Source organism: Leisingera sp. CC-HEC096 (assembly GCF_059429235.1).
The window spans coordinates 2797317-2816756 of sequence record NZ_JCAIJS010000001.1 but is presented as its reverse complement, the minus strand read 5'-3'; the positions used below and the strand labels follow the sequence as shown (position 1 = coordinate 2816756).

18 protein-coding genes are annotated in these 19440 nt (G+C 62.9%); 11 read left to right on the top strand and 7 right to left on the bottom strand.

The annotated features are described in order from the left end of the window. Positions 1 to 5: 5 nt before the first annotated feature. A complete protein-coding gene (locus tag AC5STI_RS13485; RefSeq protein WP_024092111.1) occupies positions 6 to 188 on the top strand; it encodes a hypothetical protein in 183 nt (60 codons plus the stop codon). A gap of 76 nt (positions 189 to 264) precedes the next feature. On the opposite strand, the gene AC5STI_RS13480 is transcribed toward AC5STI_RS13485, so the two are convergent. The 3 genes from AC5STI_RS13480 to AC5STI_RS13470 all read right to left on the bottom strand — a co-directional run bounded on the left by AC5STI_RS13480 (position 265) and on the right by AC5STI_RS13470 (position 5333). Further along, positions 265 to 3273, bottom strand: coding sequence for an aminotransferase class III-fold pyridoxal phosphate-dependent enzyme (locus AC5STI_RS13480; RefSeq protein WP_495447027.1), 3009 nt, complete (start codon positions 3271 to 3273; stop codon positions 265 to 267). 71 nt (positions 3274 to 3344) lie between these two features. Further along, positions 3345 to 4406: a ferrochelatase gene (gene hemH, locus AC5STI_RS13475; protein WP_495447026.1), complete on the bottom strand. Its 1062-nt coding sequence runs from the start codon at positions 4404 to 4406 to the stop codon at positions 3345 to 3347. A 105-nt stretch (positions 4407 to 4511) separates the two neighbouring features. Beyond that, the gene (locus tag AC5STI_RS13470) at positions 4512 to 5333 is read right to left on the bottom strand and encodes a methyltransferase domain-containing protein (RefSeq protein WP_495447025.1); all 822 of its coding nucleotides are present in this window, start codon (positions 5331 to 5333) and stop codon (positions 4512 to 4514) included. A gap of 13 nt (positions 5334 to 5346) precedes the next feature. On the opposite strand from AC5STI_RS13470, the gene AC5STI_RS13465 reads away from it, so the two are divergent. The 4 genes from AC5STI_RS13465 to AC5STI_RS13450 all read left to right on the top strand — a co-directional run bounded on the left by AC5STI_RS13465 (position 5347) and on the right by AC5STI_RS13450 (position 7701). Continuing rightward, on the top strand, positions 5347 to 6075 hold the full coding sequence (locus tag AC5STI_RS13465) for a double zinc ribbon domain-containing protein (protein ID WP_495447024.1): 729 nt from the start codon (positions 5347 to 5349) through the stop codon (positions 6073 to 6075). An 82-nt stretch (positions 6076 to 6157) separates the two neighbouring features. Beyond that, on the top strand, positions 6158 to 6415 hold the full coding sequence (gene grxC / locus AC5STI_RS13460) for a glutaredoxin 3 (RefSeq protein WP_475048435.1): 258 nt from the start codon (positions 6158 to 6160) through the stop codon (positions 6413 to 6415). Positions 6416 to 6430: 15 nt separating this feature from the next. Continuing rightward, the gene (locus AC5STI_RS13455; RefSeq protein ID WP_495447023.1) at positions 6431 to 7261 is read left to right on the top strand and encodes a carbon-nitrogen hydrolase family protein; all 831 of its coding nucleotides are present in this window, start codon (positions 6431 to 6433) and stop codon (positions 7259 to 7261) included. Then, a complete protein-coding gene (locus tag AC5STI_RS13450) occupies positions 7261 to 7701 on the top strand; it encodes a MarR family winged helix-turn-helix transcriptional regulator (protein WP_024092104.1) in 441 nt (146 codons plus the stop codon). The genes AC5STI_RS13455 and AC5STI_RS13450 overlap by 1 nt, the downstream gene beginning before the upstream one ends. A gap of 309 nt (positions 7702 to 8010) precedes the next feature. On the opposite strand, the gene ubiG is transcribed toward AC5STI_RS13450, so the two are convergent. After that, positions 8011 to 8757, bottom strand: coding sequence for a bifunctional 2-polyprenyl-6-hydroxyphenol methylase/3-demethylubiquinol 3-O-methyltransferase UbiG (gene ubiG / locus AC5STI_RS13445; protein WP_490397813.1), 747 nt, complete (start codon positions 8755 to 8757; stop codon positions 8011 to 8013). A gap of 50 nt (positions 8758 to 8807) precedes the next feature. Between ubiG and pip the strand changes: the two genes are divergently transcribed. The 6 genes from pip (at position 8808) to infB (ending at position 16148) form a co-directional block, all read left to right on the top strand. After that, on the top strand, positions 8808 to 9788 hold the full coding sequence (gene pip, locus AC5STI_RS13440) for a prolyl aminopeptidase (protein WP_490397812.1): 981 nt from the start codon (positions 8808 to 8810) through the stop codon (positions 9786 to 9788). After that, positions 9785 to 10630, top strand: a complete 846-nt coding sequence (locus AC5STI_RS13435) for an ABC transporter substrate-binding protein (protein WP_495447022.1) — start codon at positions 9785 to 9787, stop codon at positions 10628 to 10630. Before pip ends, AC5STI_RS13435 begins: the two co-directional genes overlap by 4 nt. Before the next feature lie 181 nt (positions 10631 to 10811). Further along, entirely contained in the window at positions 10812 to 11402 is a 591-nt protein-coding gene (rimP, locus tag AC5STI_RS13430; protein ID WP_475048424.1) for a ribosome maturation factor RimP, read from the top strand. Further along, entirely contained in the window at positions 11402 to 13018 is a 1617-nt protein-coding gene (gene nusA, locus AC5STI_RS13425; protein ID WP_495447021.1) for a transcription termination factor NusA, read from the top strand. Before rimP ends, nusA begins: the two co-directional genes overlap by 1 nt. Positions 13019 to 13044: 26 nt before the next feature. Further along, positions 13045 to 13665, top strand: coding sequence for an RNA-binding protein (locus AC5STI_RS13420; RefSeq protein ID WP_495447020.1), 621 nt, complete (start codon positions 13045 to 13047; stop codon positions 13663 to 13665). Positions 13666 to 13673: 8 nt separating this feature from the next. Continuing rightward, a complete protein-coding gene (gene infB, locus AC5STI_RS13415) occupies positions 13674 to 16148 on the top strand; it encodes a translation initiation factor IF-2 (protein WP_475048416.1) in 2475 nt (824 codons plus the stop codon). 663 nt (positions 16149 to 16811) lie between these two features. On the opposite strand, the gene mutT is transcribed toward infB, so the two are convergent. From mutT to AC5STI_RS13400, 3 genes are read right to left on the bottom strand one after another with little or no spacing between them, the layout of a single operon-like run. Next, entirely contained in the window at positions 16812 to 17210 is a 399-nt protein-coding gene (gene mutT / locus AC5STI_RS13410) for an 8-oxo-dGTP diphosphatase MutT (RefSeq protein WP_475048413.1), read from the bottom strand. Continuing rightward, positions 17207 to 18433, bottom strand: a complete 1227-nt coding sequence (gene argJ, locus AC5STI_RS13405; protein ID WP_495447019.1) for a bifunctional glutamate N-acetyltransferase/amino-acid acetyltransferase ArgJ — start codon at positions 18431 to 18433, stop codon at positions 17207 to 17209. The genes mutT and argJ overlap by 4 nt, the downstream gene beginning before the upstream one ends. 2 nt (positions 18434 to 18435) lie before the next feature. Further along, the gene (locus AC5STI_RS13400) at positions 18436 to 19287 is read right to left on the bottom strand and encodes a peptidylprolyl isomerase (RefSeq protein ID WP_495447018.1); all 852 of its coding nucleotides are present in this window, start codon (positions 19285 to 19287) and stop codon (positions 18436 to 18438) included. Positions 19288 to 19440: the final 153 nt, after the last annotated feature.

Here is a 19440-nt window from a genome sequence, read left to right as displayed (position 1 = left end):
TTAACATGAAAAAACTCGTTATCGCTGCTGCGCTGACCGCTGCTGCTTCGACCGCTACCGCGGGCAACCTGTCCGAGCCGGTTGTTGAACCGCCGGTCATCGTTGAAGAAGCACAGGGCTCTTCCAGCGGCATCCTGCTGCCGCTGCTGCTGCTGGTCCTGGTTGGCGCAGCTGTTGCATCGAACTAATTTCGATACACGGTTACGGAAAAGGCGGTGGTTCTCCACCGCCTTTTTTGTTGCCTGAAGGCCGCTGCGGGAGCGGTCAGACCGCCGCCACCTCGCGCAGGATGCTGTCCAGAACAATGGTGATCATGTCTGCATCCTCCGGCTCTATCGTCAGGGGCGGACGGATTTTCAGGATGTTGTCCTTGGGGCCTTCGCTGCCGATCAGGATCCGGTGATCGCGCATCCGGTTCTTGACGTAGGAACAGATCTCCGTGGCTTCGGAGCCATCCGGATTGATCAACTCCACCCCTAGGAACAGGCCCATACCGCGCACATCGCCGATGCAGGCGTGTTTCTCCTCCAGCGTCTTCAGCCCGCTGAACAGCTGAGCGCCGACAACGCGGGCATTTTCCTGAAGCTGTTCGTCATCGACGATATCCAGCACCTCTTTGCCGATTCGGCAGGAGAGGGTCGAGCCGCCAAAGGTTGAAAAAAATTCGATCCCGTTGTCGAAACTTTCCGCAATTGCCTTGGTCGTCACCAGCACGCCCAGCGGGTGGCCGTTGCCGATGGGTTTGCCCATCACCACGATGTCCGGCACCGCGCCCTGATGTTCAAAGCCGAAGTAGTAGTCGCCCAGGCGGCCGAGTCCGGTCTGCACTTCATCAGCGATGCAGACACCTCCAGCGGCGCGAATCTTCTCATAGACCGCAGGCAGGTACCCCTTGGGCGGGATGATCTGGCCTCCTACAGACGGGAAGGTTTCGGCAATGAACCCGGCAACGCCGTGGTCCTTCTCCTGCAGTCGGGCAATTGCCGGGTCGACGAGGTCTGCAAACTTCTGTGCCCGGTCCGGGTCGCCGCGCCGGTATGAGCCGCGGTAGTCATCGGCGACTTCCACCAGTTCCACCCAGTCCGCCTGCCCGACACCGCCGGGCTTGTTGAATTTGTAGGCAGAGATATCAATCGCACCGGTGGTATTGCCATGGTAGCCATGATCGGGTGTCACCATACCTTTGGCGCCGGTGTGGGCACGGGCCAGGCGCAGGGCCAGCTCATTGGCCTCAGTGCCGGAGTTCACGAAGAAGCAGACCTCGAAATGGTCAGGCAGCTTTGACAGCACTTTATCCGCAAACGCGATCTGTGCCGGGTGCAAGTAACGAGTGTTTGAGTTCATCCGTTTGAGCTGATCCGCCGCCACCGCCTGAATGCGCGGGTGGGCGTGACCGACGTGGGGGACGTTGTTGTAGGCGTCCAGATAGGGTCGGCCCCATTCGTCGAATAGGTGGTGCTTCCAGCCGCGCAGCAGCATCACCGGGTCTTTATAGGTCAGGCTGAGATTGCCGCCAAAATGCGCACGGCGGCTGGCCAGCACGTCGTCCTTGCTGGTTGGGCGATAGAAGAGCTTTTCATCCGGCAGGTTCAGCAGCGCCGCAGGGTTCGGGCAGAGCGCGCGCCACAGGTACATCTCATCGGGATCGCCAACGCCGGGCCAGTCAGCCTCGATCCCCTCGGTGGTCAGTGCCAGCTGGAAATGGACATGCGGCGCCCAGCCGCCGTTTTGGCCGGGATCGCCCAAGCGGCAAAATTCCTGACCTTTCTCTACTGTTTCGCCGGGCTTCAGCCGGTCGAGGAACTCCGGGTCCAGATGGCCATAGAGCGTAAAGAACGGATCACCCTCCGGTGTCTCATGCCGCAGGATGATCACGCCGCCATAGTCCAGATGACCGTCGCGGTATTCGGCGGCAAAGACCTCACCGCGCAAGGGGGCAAACATCGGAGTGCCCGCCGGGGCAAAGGCGTCGACGGCCAGATGCACGGTGCGGCGGTTGCTGGCTTTCCACGGTCCTTTGCTGAACGCAGCGTCCGTATAGATCAGCCGCGGCTCGTGGTAATAACCCAGCCAGATCCGGCCATTGTCCTCGAACTCCTCGCCGACCTTGGCGGCCTCCTCCGGCGGCATGTGGAACGGGTTTTGCGGCCATGTGGAGTCCTCGACCGACAGCGACCCCATCGGTGCGTTCGACAGGTCCTGCCCCATCAGCGGGGCGAAATTGCCGCGTTCCTGCTCGAGCCAGACCATCACCCGCTCGGCGCCGTCCACCACCGGCAGGCCGCAGGCGGCGCGCAACCGGGCCGCCAGCAATCCGCAGTGCAGCATGTTGCCTTCCAGGAACCGCCAGGCCGGTGCTTGTGAGATGGTGACATAGGGATCATCAGGGTTCTCCGCCGCCATCAGGGTGGAGTTCACCACGCTGACTGCCAGCCGCGCTCGCAGCAGCGGCCAGACCATGTCCACCTCGGCGGGCGTCAGCGGATAGGCCTCGTGATAGCCCGCCACCAACGCCGCAAGCGCAGCCTCCGGCGCCGGATGGTCCAGAACGATATAGGCCGCTGCAATCGCCAGATCGCAAACCCGCGGTGCGGCGCACATATCACCTAGGTCAATGAGGCCCGACACCCTGCGCGGCTCGCACAGTTCACCCGCCACCATGATGTTGTAATCATTGGCGTCATTGTGGATTGCCTGCTTGGGCAGTGCCCCCAGAACAGGCTCTAACTTGGCGAAATCTGCGCAAATCGCTGCAAGAATTGCACGGCGTGCCGGATCGGTGATGCAAGAAAGCTGGTCTTCGATCCAGCCCGCGCGCATCAGGTCCCATTTGAAATCGCGCTCCAGGCCTTCGTGCCGGAAATCCGCCAGTGCCTTGGCCGACCCGCCCAGAACCTGTCCAACCTCATGGATCAGTGCGTCGCTTTTCGGCTCAGCCTTGGCGTAGCAGCGACCGGGCAGCTGGTTCAGCAGCCAGACCAGACGGTCCTGGCCATCTTCATCGGGGAGTGTCAGCAGAGACTGCCCGTCAGCAGAGGCGATCACCCGCGGGCACGGCAGATCCGGCTGACGCGCGGCGATGTGCTCAAACGCCTTTACCTGCATGTCGACCAGCCAGGTATCGCAGCCGGGGCGCATGGCCTTGAGGATATAGCCTTGACCGTCGGCGCCCTTGGCCAGGAAGTTCAGGTCATACTCCCCATCGAGACGGCTCAGCTCCGCCTTTATCCCCCAATGTTCCTCAAGGGCGGCGGCCCAATGCGCAAACGTCATCCAAACTCTCCCCGGTCTGCCGGCGTGCCCGGCGATCCAATATTGGATCCTATTTGGACCGGGATGGCGGTTTAGTCCAGCCAGCCTTGCAGGTTCTGTTCGATAACCCCGGCCAGTGCGGCGATATGGTCATCATCATCGTTGAGGCAGGGGATATAGAGAAAGTCCTCGCCGCCGGCGTGTTCAAAGCTTTCGCGGATTTCCTCGTTGATCTCCTCCAGCGTCTCGATGCAGTCGGCGGAGAAGGCCGGCGCGATCACCGCGATGTTCTTTTTGCCTTCCTTGGCGAGCGTCGCGACGTGGTCCACGGTATAGGGTTTCAGCCATTCCTCAGGCCCGAACACGGACTGGAAAGTCGTGGTGATTTGAGTGTCGTCCCAGCCCAGCCGCTCCTTCAGCAGGCGCGTCGTTTTCTGGCACTGGCAATGATAGGGATCGCCTTCCATCAGATACCGTTTCGGCATCCCGTGGTAAGACACCACCAGGATGTCAGGGCGCTTCTCTGCCTTGGCATAGGCCTCTTCCACCGACCGCGCCAACGCGTCGATATACGCGGGCTGATCGAAATAGGGCGCGATCGTGCGTGCGGCTGGCTGCCAGGGTTCGTCCATCAGGGCGCGGAAGAACTGGTCATTGGCGGTGCCGGAGGTCGCGCCAGCGTATTGCGGGTACAGCGGCACAAACAGGATCTTCTGGCAGCCGGCCTCCACCATCTGCCGCACCTTGGATTTGGTCGAGGGGTTGCCGTAGCGCATGCAGAAATCGACCATCACCTGATCGCCGTACCGCGCTTTCATCGCCTCGGCCATCTTGGCGGTCTGGTCCTTGGTGATAGTCATCAGCGGGCTTTCACCCTTGTCGTGGTTCCAGATCGACTTGTAGGCCGCGCCGGAGGAGAACGGGCGTTTGGTCAGGATGATCAGCTGCAGCAGCGGCTGCCATTTCCACGACGGGTAGTCGATCACCCGCTTGTCGGACAGGAACTCGTTCAGATACCGGCGCATCGGCCAATAGGAGTGATCGTCCGGCGTGCCAAGGTTGGCCAGCAGGATGCCGACCTTCTCCGCCGGGATCTTGGGGTGATCGGCAGGGGCGTGGGCAGGGCATTTGGCGGTCCGGGCGGCGTCCAGCATGGGCAGGTCCTGTGGGGCTGAGAATTTCGGTGTTGGCGGCAAACTACTGTCTTTACGCGCAGAAGGCCAATTGGATCACATTGGCGCAGCCATAGCGGAAACTTATCAAGGCTTGAGCTTGGTTTCCGGCACCTTCAACGCATCGGCCAGGCGCACCTGGGCAGAGCCGGGGCGCAGGGGTTTCTGCTGACTGTCCGATGGTGACCAGCCGGTGAGGCAGACCAGCTCGAACGTCGCGGGCAGCCGGCCGTCTGCAGTGGCGAAATGCTCGCGGTAGATGTGGTCGGCCAGCTGGAACAAGGCGCGCGGTGCCGGGCGTTTCAGGCGCTGGGTGAGGGCATTGGTCTCTCCCATGCCGCGCAGGTCGTGGATCAGGTGTGTGAGGTCGCGGTATTCTGCGGTCAGCGGCACCAGGTCGGCCACCGGCAGCGCAAAACCGGCCCGCTGCAGCAGCCCGCCCAGGTCGCGGATCTCTCCCATCGGGGCAACCCGCGGCGACAGTCCTCCCATCACCACGGTTTCTGCCTCAGCCATGGCCGCGCGCAGCTCGTGCAGGGTCTGGCCGCCCAGCAGGATGACCAGCAGCAGCCCGTCTTCTTTCAAGGCGCGGCGGCATTGGATCAGCTGGCCGACCGGATCGTTGGCCCAATGCAGGCACATGGCATGGATCACCGCATCATGCGCGCCTTCTTCGAGCGCCAGAACATCCGCATCTGCCACGACCTTTGCCGCAGGCTGAAACCCTTCCCAGACCTCCGGAAAGGGGCTGACCACGGCGGGCGCTGTAAAGGTTCTGTTAACCAGGCTCAGGCGATCCTCGGCCTCATCCCGCGCCATCTGGTGCAGGAACAGGGCATCCGCGCGCCGTCGGGCGCGGCGGGCTGCCAACGTGGTTCGGTCGAAGAGTTGTGCGGGCGCTTGTGTCATGGAGGCTATTTAGATGCTGCTGGCCAGGATTCAAACCGCTGTTTCACTGATCTATCCAGCCCAATGCCTGGGCTGCGGCGGGCTTGTGTGCAGCGACTTTGGCCTGTGCGGCACATGCTGGTCAGGCATGCATTTCATCAGCGGCACGGTCTGCGAGGGCTGCGGCGCTCCGCTGCCGGGGGAGGCGGACGGCTTCCGTCTGGAATGCGACAGCTGCCTGCGCCATCCACGGCCCTGGAGCCAGGGGCGGTCCGCACTGCTTTATGAGGGGCAGGGGCGCAGGATGGTGCTGGCCCTGAAGCACGGCGACCGGACAGAGATCGCGCAAATGGCAGCAGGTTGGCTGGAGCGGGCCGCGGAACCGCTTTTGCGGGGCGGTCCGCTGATCTGCCCGGTGCCGCTCCATTGGACCCGGCTGCTCAAGCGCAAGTATAACCAGTCTGCACTGCTGGCAGAGGCGCTAGCGGAACGCACTGGATTGGAGCACTGCCCGGACCTGCTGCGCCGCACCCGGCAGACGCCCACGCTGGAGGGGAAGACGCGGGACCAGCGCTATCAGCTGCTGGGGTCTGCCATTGGGGCGCATCCGGGCAGGCTGGGCAGGATCAAGGGCCGCAGCGTGCTGATCGTGGATGACGTGATGACTTCTGGCGCCACCCTCAGCGCCTGCACGGATGCCTGCCTGCAGGCGGGAGCAGCCGAGGTGCGGGTAGCGGTGCTGGCCCGGGTCACGCAAACGTGAGCCCGCCCGGCGGCCTCTGGCAATTGTTGCAATGAATCCCCAATTCCTCCACAACCTTCGAAACCAGAACATGGGGTCATGAATGAAATCGGTTGAAATCTACACCTCGCCTCTGTGCGGCTACTGCCATGCGGCCAAGCGGCTGCTGAACCAGAAGGGCGTGGCTTTTTCGGAAGTCAACGTGCTGGAAGAGCCGGAGCGCAAGGCGGAGATGATCCAGCGCGCCAATGGCGGCCGCACGGTGCCGCAGATCTTCATCGGCGAAACCCACGTCGGCGGCTGTGACGATCTTTATGCGCTGGAGCAGGCAGGCAAGCTCGACCCGCTGCTTGCGGCCTGAGACCGGAGAGACAAGATGCGCGCAGCTCTGCTTCAGATGACATCCACCGATATCCCGGCCGAAAACCTGGAAACTGTGAAAGCAATGATGGCGGAGGCTGTGCGCGGCGGGGCCGGTTTTGTGCTGACGCCCGAGGTCACAAATTGCCTATCGGGCAGCCGGACGCATCAGAATGGTGTCCTGTGCCACGAGGAGGACGACCCGACCCTGGCCGCCCTGCGTGAAGAAGCTGCCAAACATGGTATCTGGCTGCTGCTGGGCTCGCTGGGGATCAAGACCCACGACGACGATGGCCGCTTCGCCAACCGGCAGTTTTTGATCAGTCCGCAGGGGGAAATCACCGCACGCTACGACAAGATCCACATGTTCGATGTGGAGGTCACGCCCGAGGAGACCTATCGCGAATCCGACGGCTACCGTCCGGGGACCAAAGCCGTCGTTGCGCAAACACCCTTCGCCAGCATTGGCATGACCATCTGCTACGACGTACGCTTTCCGCATCTGCACCGGGCGCTGGCCAAGGGCGGGGCGCAGATCCTGACCGTGCCGGCGGCGTTCTCCTATGTGACCGGCCAGGCGCATTGGCACTCGCTGCTGCGCGCCCGAGCGATCGAGACCGGCTGTTTCGTGCTGGCACCGGCGCAGACCGGCAAGCACCCGGCCTCCCGCGGGCCCAGCCGCAAAACCTTTGGCCATTCCCTGGCCGTCGCCCCATGGGGCGAGGTGCTGGCGGATGCAGGTCAGGAGCCGGGTGTGACTTACGTTGATCTCGACCTCGAAAAAGTGGCAGAAGCACGCAAGCGCGTGCCTTCCCTGACTCACGACCGGGAGTTCGACGGACCCTGATGGACGAGACCCATTCCCTGGCGGTATCGCTGTTCAGCGAGATACTCATGGCTGACCAGCTGGCCCGGTCACGCCTCAGCAAAGTGCTGCCCAAAGGGATGGAGTTGTCGCATTTTTCGGTGCTGAACCACCTGGCCCGCGCCGGGTTGGAGCGCTCGCCTGCACAATTGGCCAAGGCGTTTCACGTGACGCGCGGGGCAATGACCAACACGCTGAGCAAACTGGAAGTGGCGGGATATATACACGTCCGTCCCGATTGGGATGATGCGCGGCGCAAGATGGTGGCAATCAGCCCGGCGGGCAAACAGGCCCGTGATGCGGCTCTGGCCGGGATCATTCCGGTGATCTCCGAGGTGGTCGGTGAATTGGGCAGCGACCGGGTCCGGGCCACCCTGCCGATCCTGCGCGAGTTGCGCGGCAAGCTGGAAGAAAGCGGCTGAGCCGGCAGATCCGGCAGCCTTCTGACTGAGACGTCTGCCCAAAAAAGAAGGACGCCCGCAAGCAGGCGCCCCTCTTCCCCATCAGTCCCCACCAATCCGTGAGTGGCGGTCCTGGCAACCTCTGGGCGGACCCGCCGAAAACAGCGGTAAGCAATTATTCAATTCAAGGGCTTTCCCCGGAGGCGGACCGGGTAACATTCCAAATCCGCTAACTGAACTTAACAATCAGCGCGGCTCAACTAAAGGGTGCATAAGGATTACCACCTATCCTTTAGGATAGGCGGCAGACTTAGGGGAGGCAGCGGCAGCTCAGCCGGGTTTCACACTGGCGGTCACATAGTTCACTGACAGATCCCGTTCCGAAATCGACCAGTTCCAGGTGATCGGGTTGAACACGAACCCCTTGCGGTCCACCGGCTTCAGCCCGGCCTTGCGCAGCAGCTCGAACAGCTCATCCGGGGTGATGAACTTGGACCATTCATGCGTGCCGCGCGGCAGCCAGCGCATGACCACTTCGGCGCCGATGATGGCCATGGCAAAGCTCTTGGGGTTGCGGTTGATGGTTGAGCAAATCTCCAGCCCGCCGGGTTTCAGCAGCTGCTGTGTTGCGGTCAGATAGCTGAGCGGATCGGCGACATGCTCCACCACCTCCATGTTGAGCACCACATCGAATTGCTCGCCAGCCTCGGCCAGCGCCTCGGCGGTGGTGTGGCGGTAGTCGATCTCCAGCCCCGATTGTTCGGCGTGGATCCGCGCGACCGGCAGGTTGCCCTCGGCAGCATCGGCGCCCACAACCGTAGCACCCAACCGGGCCATAGGCTCACTCAGCAGCCCGCCGCCGCAGCCGATATCCAAAAGCCGCAACCCCTCGAACGGGTTCCGTGCCGTCAGGTCGCGACTGAATTCGGCGGCAATTTGCTTGGTGATATAGTCGAGCCGGCACGGGTTCAGCATGTGCAGGGGCTTGAATTTGCCATGCGGATCCCACCACTCCGCCGCCATCGCCTCGAATTTGGCGATTTCCGCAGGGTCGACCGTGGATTGAGGCGCTTGCATTCCTGTCTCCGTGTGCTCTTTTGTAGTCTGACGTCTCACTAAGGTCAGTAATGGATAGATACCCGGACCAAAAGCGCGCAGTGCATTATCTTTACCCGCCGGTCGAGCCCTTTGACCAGCGCATGATCGACGCAGGCCAGGGGCACCGTATATATGCAGAGCAGAGCGGGAATCCAAACGGCATACCCGTGATTGTGTGCCATGGCGGCCCCGGCGGCGGCAGCAGCCCTGCGATGCGGCGCTACTTCGATCCCGAAATCTACCGGATTATCCTGTTTGACCAGCGCGGCTGCGGCCGCTCGCGCCCCTATGCCTCCTGCGAGGACAACACCACCTGGCATCTGGTCGCCGATATGGAGCTGATTCGCCGTCAGATCGGTATCGAGTCTTGGATCCTGTTCGGCGGCAGCTGGGGGGCGACGCTGGCGCTGATCTATGCCCAGACCCACCCCGACCGGGTGCAGCAGATGATCCTGCGCGGCGTCTTTCTGATGACAAAAGCTGAGCTCGACTGGTTCTACGGCGGCGGCGCCGGTAAGTTCTGGCCCGAAACCTGGGCCAAATTCGTCTCGCTGATCCCCGATGGCGAGCGCAGCGACATGATCGGCGCCTACCACAAGCGGCTGTTTTCCGGAAACCTGGACGAGGAAGTGCGCTTTGGCCGCGCCTGGTCCTCCTGGGAAAACGCGCTGGCGTCGGTGCACTCCAACGGTCACAGCGGTGAAAGCCCCGGCGACTACGCCCGTGCCTTTGCCCGGCTGGAGAACCATTATTTCCGGAACGGCGGCTTTCTCGACTATGACGGCCAGATCCTTGCCAACATGGGGCGTATTTCCCATATCCCCGGCGTGATCGTGCAAGGGCGCTATGACATGATCTGCCCGCCGTCGTCCGCCTGGCGCCTGAATGAGCTGTGGCCAAATGCGGAGTTGAAGATGGTGCGCAATGCCGGCCATGCTCTGTCGGAGCCGGGAATCAGCGCTGAGCTGGTCCGGGCGATGGACCGGATTGCAGGAGAGCTTGTGCCATGACGCGCATCGACCGCCGCGCGCTGTTCACCTCGGGTGCTGCCGCTGCCCTGCTGGCCGCCGCCGGCGGATCGGTCCATGCGTCGCCCAAGGCAGGCGGCGTGCTGCGCCTGGCGGTCCCGCGCGATGGCGGGATGCTGGAGCAGGCCGCCCGCGGTGCGATCTATGACACGCTGACCGAAATTGCCCCGGACGGGCTGCTGCGCGGCGAGCTGGCCAAAGGCTGGCACTCCACAGAGGATGCGCGGACCTGGACCTTCAACCTGCGTGAGGACGTGGCGTTTCATGACGGCAGCCCGCTGACAGCGGACGATGCCGCCGCCTCGCTTCTGGTGCAGGGAATCACCGGGGCGGAGGTGCGGGCCGTCACCGCGCTGGGCGGCCATCAGATGCTGGTGGAGCTTGCGCAGCCCAATCCGCATCTGCCTTATCTGCTGGCCAGTGCGGATCAGATGATTGCCCCCGGCGGCGATTTGCCCGTGCCGCTGTCAGATGCGGTGGGCACCGGTTGCTACAAGGTGGAGCGGGCGCAGGAAGACCGTCATTTCCGCGCCTCAAAAGTGGCGGATCACTATAAGGCCGGAACTGCCGGCTGGGCGGATGCGGTGGAGATCATCGTTATCCCCGACGCCGCCGTCCGGGCTGAGGCTCTGCGCGACGGCTATGTCGACGTGGCGGCCTTGCCGGAACCGCGCGGCCTGCTGCGCCGGGGCGAGTTCCTGTATCACCCCTCGTCCAGCAACATGGCGCTGGCCGCCCGGCACACCGTCGGCATCCCGCGCAAGGTGGGCCAGCGTGCGCCGCTGGATGACGGCCGCATCGCCGAACGCTGGTGGATGGCCTGACACCGCCACGCGGCCATCCCCGAAGACAAGCCTTGCAGTTTTCCCCAATCCCCCCTATATGGCTTTGACAACAGCGGCGCGTTGAACCTCTGGCTCAAGGCTCCACCGGGAATTTCGACGGGCCGCGCGCCCGTTTTTTTGTGTTTGCAGGTTCGCGCCTGCCGCTCCAAGTGGAGGTCTGATGACCAACGACCTGATTGCCAAAGCTGCCATCGACCGGCGCCTGGCCGAGATCGTCACCCCGGTGATCGAGGATCTGGGGTATGAGCTGGTGCGAATCCGGCTGATGTCTGGTAAGTCGACGACGCTGCAGATCATGGCCGACAAGCCCAACGGCGGCATCGAGGTGGATGATTGCGCCGACATTTCGAATGCCGTCAGCGCCGTGCTGGATGTCGAAGACCCGATCATCGATGCCTATGCCCTGGAAGTGTCGAGCCCCGGCATTGACCGTCCGCTGACCCGGATGAAAGACTTCGAGATGTTCGAGGGCTACGAGGCCAAGCTCGAAACCGCCGAGATGGTCGGCGGCCGCCGCCGCTTCAAAGGCGAGCTGGCGGGTACCGAGGACGACGAAGTCCTGATCAATATCGAGGATCAGGGCGAGACCGTGACCATTGGTCTGAAATTTGACTGGCTGAGCGATGCCAAGCTGGTTCTGACCGATGATCTGATCAAGGAAATGCTGCGTCAGCGCAAAGAGGCCGGGACGCTCAACGAAGACGCATTCGACGAAATCGAGACCGAAGAGTCCGAAGAGGAGAAAAAGTAATGGCTATCACCTCTGCAAACCAGCTGGAGCTGTTGCAAACCGCCGAGGCCGTGGCGCGCGAAAAGATGATCGACCCGGGTCTGGTGATCGAGGCGATGGAAGAGAGCCTCGCCCGTGCGGCCAAAAGCCGCTATGGCGCCGAGATGGACATCCGGGTGTCGATCGACCGTAAGACCGGCCGCGCCACCTTTACCCGCGTGCGCACCGTTGTGGCGGATGACGAGCTGGAGAACTATCAGGCCGAAATGACCGTCGAGCAGGCGCGCCAGTACATGGCGAACCCCGAAGTGGGCCAGACCTACGTCGAGGAAGTGCCGCCGGTGGAAATGGGCCGGATTGCTGCCCAGTCGGCCAAGCAGGTGATCCTGCAGAAGGTCCGCGAAGCTGAGCGTGACCGCCAGTACGAAGAATTCAAGGACCGCGCCGGCACCATCATCAACGGCCTGGTCAAGCGTGAGGAATACGGCAACGTCATCGTCGATGTGGGCGCCGGCGAAGCGATCCTGCGCCGCAACGAGAAAATCGGCCGCGAAAGCTACCGCCCGAACGACCGCGTGCGCTGCTACATCAAGGACGTGCGCCGCGAGCCGCGCGGCCCGCAGATCTTCCTGTCGCGCACCGCGCCGGAGTTCATGGCCGAGCTGTTCAAGATGGAAGTGCCGGAAATCTATGACGGCATCATCGAGATCAAGGCGGTTGCCCGCGACCCCGGCTCGCGCGCCAAGATTGCTGTTGTCTCCTATGACGGCTCGATTGACCCGGTCGGCGCCTGTGTGGGTATGCGCGGCTCCCGCGTGCAGGCCGTTGTGAACGAGCTGCAGGGCGAGAAGATCGACATCATCCCGTGGAACGAGGATCAGCCGACCTTCCTGGTGAACGCGCTGCAGCCGGCCGAAGTGACCAAGGTGGTGCTGGACGAGGAAGCCGGCAAGATCGAGGTTGTGGTGCCGGAAGAGCAGCTGTCGCTCGCCATCGGCCGCCGCGGTCAGAACGTGCGCCTGGCGTCGCAGCTGACCAACCTCGACATCGACATCATGACCGAGGAAGAAGAATCGGCCCGCCGCCAGAAGGAATTCGAGGCGCGCACGAAATTGTTCATGGAGACCCTTGATCTCGACGAGTTCTTTGCCCAGCTTCTGGTGTCTGAGGGCTTCACCAACCTGGAAGAGGTTGCGTATGTCGAGCTCGATGAACTGCTGGTCATTGACGGTGTCGACGAAGGCACCGCCGAAGAACTGCAGGCCCGTGCCCGCGACTATCTGGAAGCCCAGGCCAAGGCGGCCCTGGATGCAGCCCGTGCGCTGGGCGCCGAGGAAAGCCTGATCCAGTTCGAGGGCCTGACCCCGCAAATGGTCGAGGCGCTGGCCAAGGACGACGTGAAGTCGCTGGAAGACTTCGCCACCTGCGCCGACTGGGAACTGGCAGGCGGCTGGACCAACGATGGCGGCGAGCGGGTCAAGGACGACGGCATCCTGGAGCCCTTTGGCGTATCGCTGGAAGAGGCGCAGGACATGGTCATGACCGCGCGCATCATGCTGGGCTGGGTGGATCCGGCTGAGCTGGAAGCGGAAGCGGCGGAAAGCGAAGACGCTGGCGAAGAGGAAGGCGAAGCCTGATCCCGGGCTTTGCAAAGGAGACCTGCATGACACGCGGCGGCGTACAAAAAGACCGGTCCGAAGGCAGCGAGCGCAAGTGCATCGCAACCGGCGAGACCCAGCCCAAACAGGGCCTCATCCGTTTTGTGATGGGTCCTGAGGGCCAGGTCGTGCCCGACGTGATGGAAAAGCTGCCGGGCCGCGGCGTCTATGTCGCGTCCAGCCGTGCGGCGCTGGAAACCGCTGTCAAAAAGAAGCTGTTCGCCCGCGGCTTCAAATCGCAGGTCCAGGTCTCCGCCGGGCTTGTCGGGGAGGTGGAGGACCAAGTGGTTCGCCGTCTGGTCGGGCTGATCAGCCTGGCGCGCAAGTCGGGCGACGCGGTGGCCGGCTTTGAGAAGGTCAAGGACTGGCTGGCCAAGGAAGAGGCCCGGGTGCTGATCCAGGCCTCTGACGGGTCCGGCCGCGGAAAGTCGAAGCTGAGCACGCCCTACAAGGGCAAATTCATCGGCTGCCTCACGGCGGACGAGCTGGGAATGGCATTTGGGCGCCAAACTGTGATACATGCCGCCCTCGCCTCTGGCGGACTCAGCAAACGTGTTGTAGATGAGGCGCAACGACTGCAAGGTTTGCGCGAAATGGTGGGCGGCAACGGCCGCACGGAAGGATAAGTAGCTTTATGAGCGATAGTGACGGCAAAAAGACACTGGGTCTGCGTGGGGGTTCCCGTCCGGGGAACGTGAAACAGAGTTTCAGCCATGGACGGACCAAGAATGTCGTAGTGGAAACCAAGCGCAAGCGCGTTGTGGTTCCCAAGCCGGGTGCGGCCAAAAGCGGCAGCGGTGCTGCACCGGCAGCGTCCGGATCCCGCCGGCCCGCCGGCATCAGCGATGCAGAGATGGAGCGCCGCCTGAAGGCGCTGCAGGCCGCCAAGGCCCGCGAGGCGGAAGAAGCCGCGCAGCGCGAAGCCGAGGAAAAGGCCCGCGCCGAAGAGCGTGAACGCCGCCGCGCCGAAGCGGAAGCCAAGGAGCGCGAGCAGCGCGAAGCCGAAGAGCGCGCCCGTCAGAAAGCCGAAGAGGAAGAGCGCAAGCGCGCCGAGGAAGAAGAGGCAGCCAAACGCGCTGCCGCTGCCCCCGCGCCCGCTCCCAAGGCAGAGCGTCCGGCACCGAACAAGCCGGCTCCGGCTGCAACTCCGCGCAAATCCGATCGTGAACGCGAACAGCGCCCGTCCCGCGGCAAGGGCCGTGACGACAACCGCCGCTCCGGCAAGCTGACGCTTGGCCAGGCGACCGGCGGCGAAGGCAACCGCCAGCGTTCCATGGCGGCGATGAAGCGCAAGCAGGAGCGTGCGCGCCAGAAAGCCATGGGCGGCTCGGTTGAGCGGGAAAAGGTTGTGCGTGACGTGCAGCTGCCGGAAACCATCGTGGTGTCCGAGCTGGCCAACCGTATGGCCGAACGCGTTGCCGACGTGGTGAAATCGCTCATGCAGATGGGCATGATGGTCACCCAGAACCAGTCGATCGACGCCGATACCGCTGAACTGATCATCGAGGAATTCGGCCACAAGGTGACCCGCGTGTCCGACGCCGACGTTGAAGACGTGATCAAGGAGGTCGAGGACAAGGACGAAGACCTGAAGCCGCGTCCGCCGGTCATCACCATCATGGGTCACGTCGACCACGGCAAGACTTCGCTGCTGGACGCAATCCGCGACGCCCGCGTTGTGGCAGGCGAAGCCGGCGGCATTACCCAGCACATTGGCGCCTATCAGGTGACCACCGAAAGCGGCACCGTGCTGAGCTTCCTGGACACCCCGGGCCACGCGGCCTTCACCTCGATGCGCTCGCGCGGCGCGCAGGTGACCGATATCGTGGTTCTGGTTGTTGCAGCGGACGACGCGGTGATGCCGCAGACCGTCGAGGCGATCAACCACGCCAAGGCGGCCGGTGTTCCGATGATCGTGGCGATCAACAAGATCGACAAACCGGCGGCCGACCCGAACAAGGTCCGCACCGACCTGCTGCAGCATGAGGTGATCGTGGAAGCCATGTCCGGCGAAGTGCAGGACGTGGAAGTCTCCGCTGTCACCGGCCAGGGCCTGGACGAACTACTGGAAGCCATTGCGCTGCAAGCGGAAATCCTGGAACTGAAAGCCAACCCCGACCGCGCCGCACAGGGTGCCGTGATCGAGGCGCAGCTGGACGTAGGCCGCGGCCCCGTGGCCACCGTGCTGGTTCAGAACGGCACCCTGCGCCAGGGCGACATCTTTGTTGTGGGTGAGCAGTACGGCAAGGTCCGTGCGCTAATCAACGACAAGGGCGAGCGGGTTGAGGAAGCCGGCCCCTCGGTTCCGGTTGAGGTTCTGGGCCTGAATGGCACCCCGGAAGCGGGTGACGTTCTGAACGTCACCGAAACCGAAGCTCAGGCGCGCGAAATCGCCGAATACCGCGAGCAAGCGGCCAAGGACAAGCGCGCCGCAGCCGGTGCCGCGACCACGCTGGAACAGCTGATGGCCAAGGCCAAGGAAGACGAGAACGTCTCCGAGCTGCCGATTCTGGTCAAGGCTGACGTGCAGGGTTCTGCCGAGGCCATCGTTCAGGCGATGGAAAAGATCGGCAACGAGGAAGTGCGTGTGCGTGTGCTGCACTCGGGCGTCGGTGCGATCACCGAAACCGATGTCGGTCTTGCCGAAGCTTCCGGTGCGCCGATCATGGGCTTCAACGTTCGTGCCAATGCCTCGGCCCGCAACACCGCCAACCAGAAGGGCGTGGAGATCCGCTACTATTCGGTGATCTATGACCTGGTGGATGATGTTAAGGCGGCAGCCTCTGGCCTGCTGTCGGCGGAGATCCGCGAGAACTTCATCGGCTACGCGCAGATCAAGGAAGTCTTCAAGGTCACTGGCGTTGGCAAGGTTGCCGGCTGTCTGGTCACCGAAGGCGTTGCCCGCCGCTCGGCCGGCGTGCGCCTGCTGCGCGACAACGTGGTGATCCACGAAGGCACCCTGAAGACCCTGAAGCGCTTCAAGGACGAAGTCGCCGAGGTTCAGTCCGGTCAGGAATGCGGTATGGCGTTCGAGAACTACGACGATATCCGCCCGAACGACGTGATCGAGATCTTCGAGCGCGAGGAAGTGACCCGCACCCTCGACTGATCCGGTCGCGATCCAAAAAAGAAAGGCCCTGGCGCGGATGCCGGGGCCTTTTTCATTTACGCCTGACGGCAGAGCCGACGCCGAATACCCGTGCAGCAGCTATCGAAGCTTCGGGGGAGTGCCGATCCGTTGCGTTTCGGCGGCGCATCAAACCAGGCCCTTCGCTGCTGCGCTGCGAAAGTGCACGGGTCCGCTGGTAAATGACAGCTGTCGAAAGGCCGGATCCCTTTTTCAATGGGGCAGCTGATCAGTCCTGAAAGCGCCATTCAGCACTGCGCCTTTGCCGCAGCCGGTGAATCCGGAAAAGGGCAGCTGTTGGAAGCTGCCCTCTCTGTCTGCCTGATGTGTGTGAGTGGCGGCTCAGGCGGCTGGTGTAACTGGCTGGCCCTGAAAGGTTTTTGACCCAACCCGTACCGCGATTTTCCCGTCAGGGAGTGCCCGTATGAAACTGCCTTGAACCAGGGAAAACTTGCCTACTGCGATTGTTCTAAGCATGGTCTAATCCTGCCTATGTGCAATTCAGGGTAGTGGTTTGCTCCGTATCCTGATGCTCAGCCAGATTGATTAACAAAGCGTTACCCGTGCGGGCAGCATCAGTTAAACGCCCGATAAACCGCTAATAACCCGGATTGACAGAGGGGCCAGCCTGGTGTTCCGGGCCTGTCAGAGCCAGTCGCGAAGGATGGGGATCAGCGGAATATCGGCCGGTGGCATCGGATAATCACGCAGGTCCTGCGGCCGAACCCATTTCAAAGTCTGGCCTTCTTGGGCCCGCGGGATGCCCTCCCACTTTCGGCAGGCAAACAGCGGCATCAGCAGGTGGAAGTCCTCGTAGGAATGGCTCGCAAAGGTCAGCGGCGCCAGGCAGGAGGCCCAAGTGCCAATTCCCAGTTCCTCCTGCAGCTCGCGGATCAGCGCTGCTTCGGGGGTTTCCCCCGGCTCGATCTTGCCGCCAGGAAACTCCCACAGGCCCGCCATCGACTTTCCTTCGGGACGCTGCGCCAGCAGCACCCGCCCGTCCACATCAATGAGCGCAACAGCCGATACCAGAACAGTTTTCATGACCGGTAATCCGCGTTGATCGAGATGTACTGATGGGTCAGGTCGCAGGTCCAGACAGTGGCCTGGCCGCTGCCAAGGCCCAGATCCACCTTGATGGTGATCTCCTGCTTTTTCATCTCCGCCGCACCCAGTTCTTCCTTGTAGTCCGGCGAGACCCAGCCCTTTTCCGCCACCAGAACATCGCCAAAGGAGATCGACAGCAAGTCCCGGTCCGCTGCGGCGCCGGACTTGCCGATTGCCATCACCACGCGGCCCCAGTTCGGATCCTCGCCGGCAATGGCGGTTTTGACCAGCGGCGAGTTGGCAATCGCCAGGCCATGCACCTTGGCATCCGCGTCCGAAGCTGCTCCGGTCACCTGGATTTCCACGAACTTGGTTGCGCCTTCGCCGTCGCGCACCACCTGGTGCGACAGGTCCAGCATGACCCGCTCCAGCCCCGCCGCAAATTCCGCGTTGCCGGTGGCATCCACACCCGAGGCGCCGGTCGCACACAGCATCAGGCTGTCGGAGGTCGAGGTGTCGCTGTCCACCGTGATGCAATTGAAGGTCCGGTCGCAAATCTCCGTCAGCTGCGCCTGCAGCGCCGCTTGCTCCACCTTGGCATCGGTGAAGATATAGACCAGCATTGTCGCCATGTCCGGTGCGATCATGCCGGAGCCTTTGGCAATGCCGGCGATCTTGACGGTCTTCCCTTCAATCCCGACCGTTGCGCTGGCACCTTTGGCGAAGGTGTCGGTGGTCATGATCGCCCTGGCGGCACCTTCCAGCGCGGTCTCGTCCAGCGCATCGTTCAGCTCGCCGACCTTCGCGACGATGCGGTCATGCGGCAGCGGCTCGCCAATGACACCGGTCGAGGCTGTAAAGACACGCTCCGCCGGGACGTTAGCCGCGGCAGCGACCGCAGTGGTAATCTCTGCCACCGAGGTTTGCCCGTAACGGCCTGTAAAGGCGTTGGAATTGCCGGAGTTCACCAAGATGGCCGCACCGGCATCCGCCGCGCCGCCCAGCTTGGCTTGGCAGTCCAGCACCGGGGCGGACCGGGTCTTGGAGCGTGTGAACACGCCGGCCACCGAAGTGCCCGGATCCATCACCGCCAGCATCACGTCGGTGCGGCCCTGGTACTTCACGCCGGCAGCGGCTGAGGCAAAGCGCACCCCCTTGATTACTGGCAGGTCGGGAAAGCTGGCCGGGGCCAGCGGCGAGACGGGCAGGGATTTCGCCATGATCAGTTCCTTACCAGGCTGAGGTCTTTGAGGATGGCCGGATCCAAATCCTCGATTTCGGGACGTTCGATTTCTGACGCTGCGGTCAGCTCGTTCACGCGGTTTTCCACCGCCTTCTGGCGCAGCTCGTCGGCGATCTGCGCCCGCACCTCTTCGAATTCGGGGGCCTCTGTCTTGCGGCGCTCATGCAGCAGGATCACGTGCCAGCCAAACTGTGTCTGCACCGGACCGGAGACATCTCCGGAGCGCAGCTCCAACACTGCTTCTTCAAATTCCGGCACCATGCGGCCGGTGGTGAACCAGCCCAGATCGCCGCCGCTGGGACCGGAGGGGCCGGTGGATTTCTCCTTGGCGAGGGTTGCGAAATCGGCGCCGTCATCCAGCTCCTTGATGATCTCCTGCGCGTCTTCTTCGCTTTCGACCAGAATGTGGGCTGCATGGAACTCATCGCCGCCGTCGCCTGAGGAGTATTTCTCATCATAGGCCGCGCGCAGCGCCTCTTCACCGCTGGCATTGTCCATCACCATCTGGAGAACATTGGCCGCCAGCATAGCGCGCTGTTCGTTTTCGACCGACAACTCGACATAGCGGGGCACCTCACCGTGCAGCTGCTGTTTCAGCGCAGTCTGTTGCACCAGCTGGTCGAGGATCGCGTTGAACAGCACGTCATCCGGCAGCTGCTTATACTGCTCCGGCAGGTTTTCGCGCGCCATAATCATGTGGCCCACAGTGATCTCCTCGCCATTGACCGAGGCAACAACCGTGTTGGCATGCGGCGCGGCCACCGCCGCCAGCGGAAGCGCTGCGCAGGCCGCCATAGCCATACCGCACAGAAAAGTGAGACCTTTACGCATAGAAATCTTCCTATTCCTTGGCCGCTGGGGGGCGCGCCGTTGACACTCTATACCCTGCCGCTTACATCGCCTTGAGGCCATTGGCAGGACCGTCTTTCCACCTTGTTTATGGGTTGCGGACACGGCGGGCAAGCCTGCCCGATGCACAGGCCG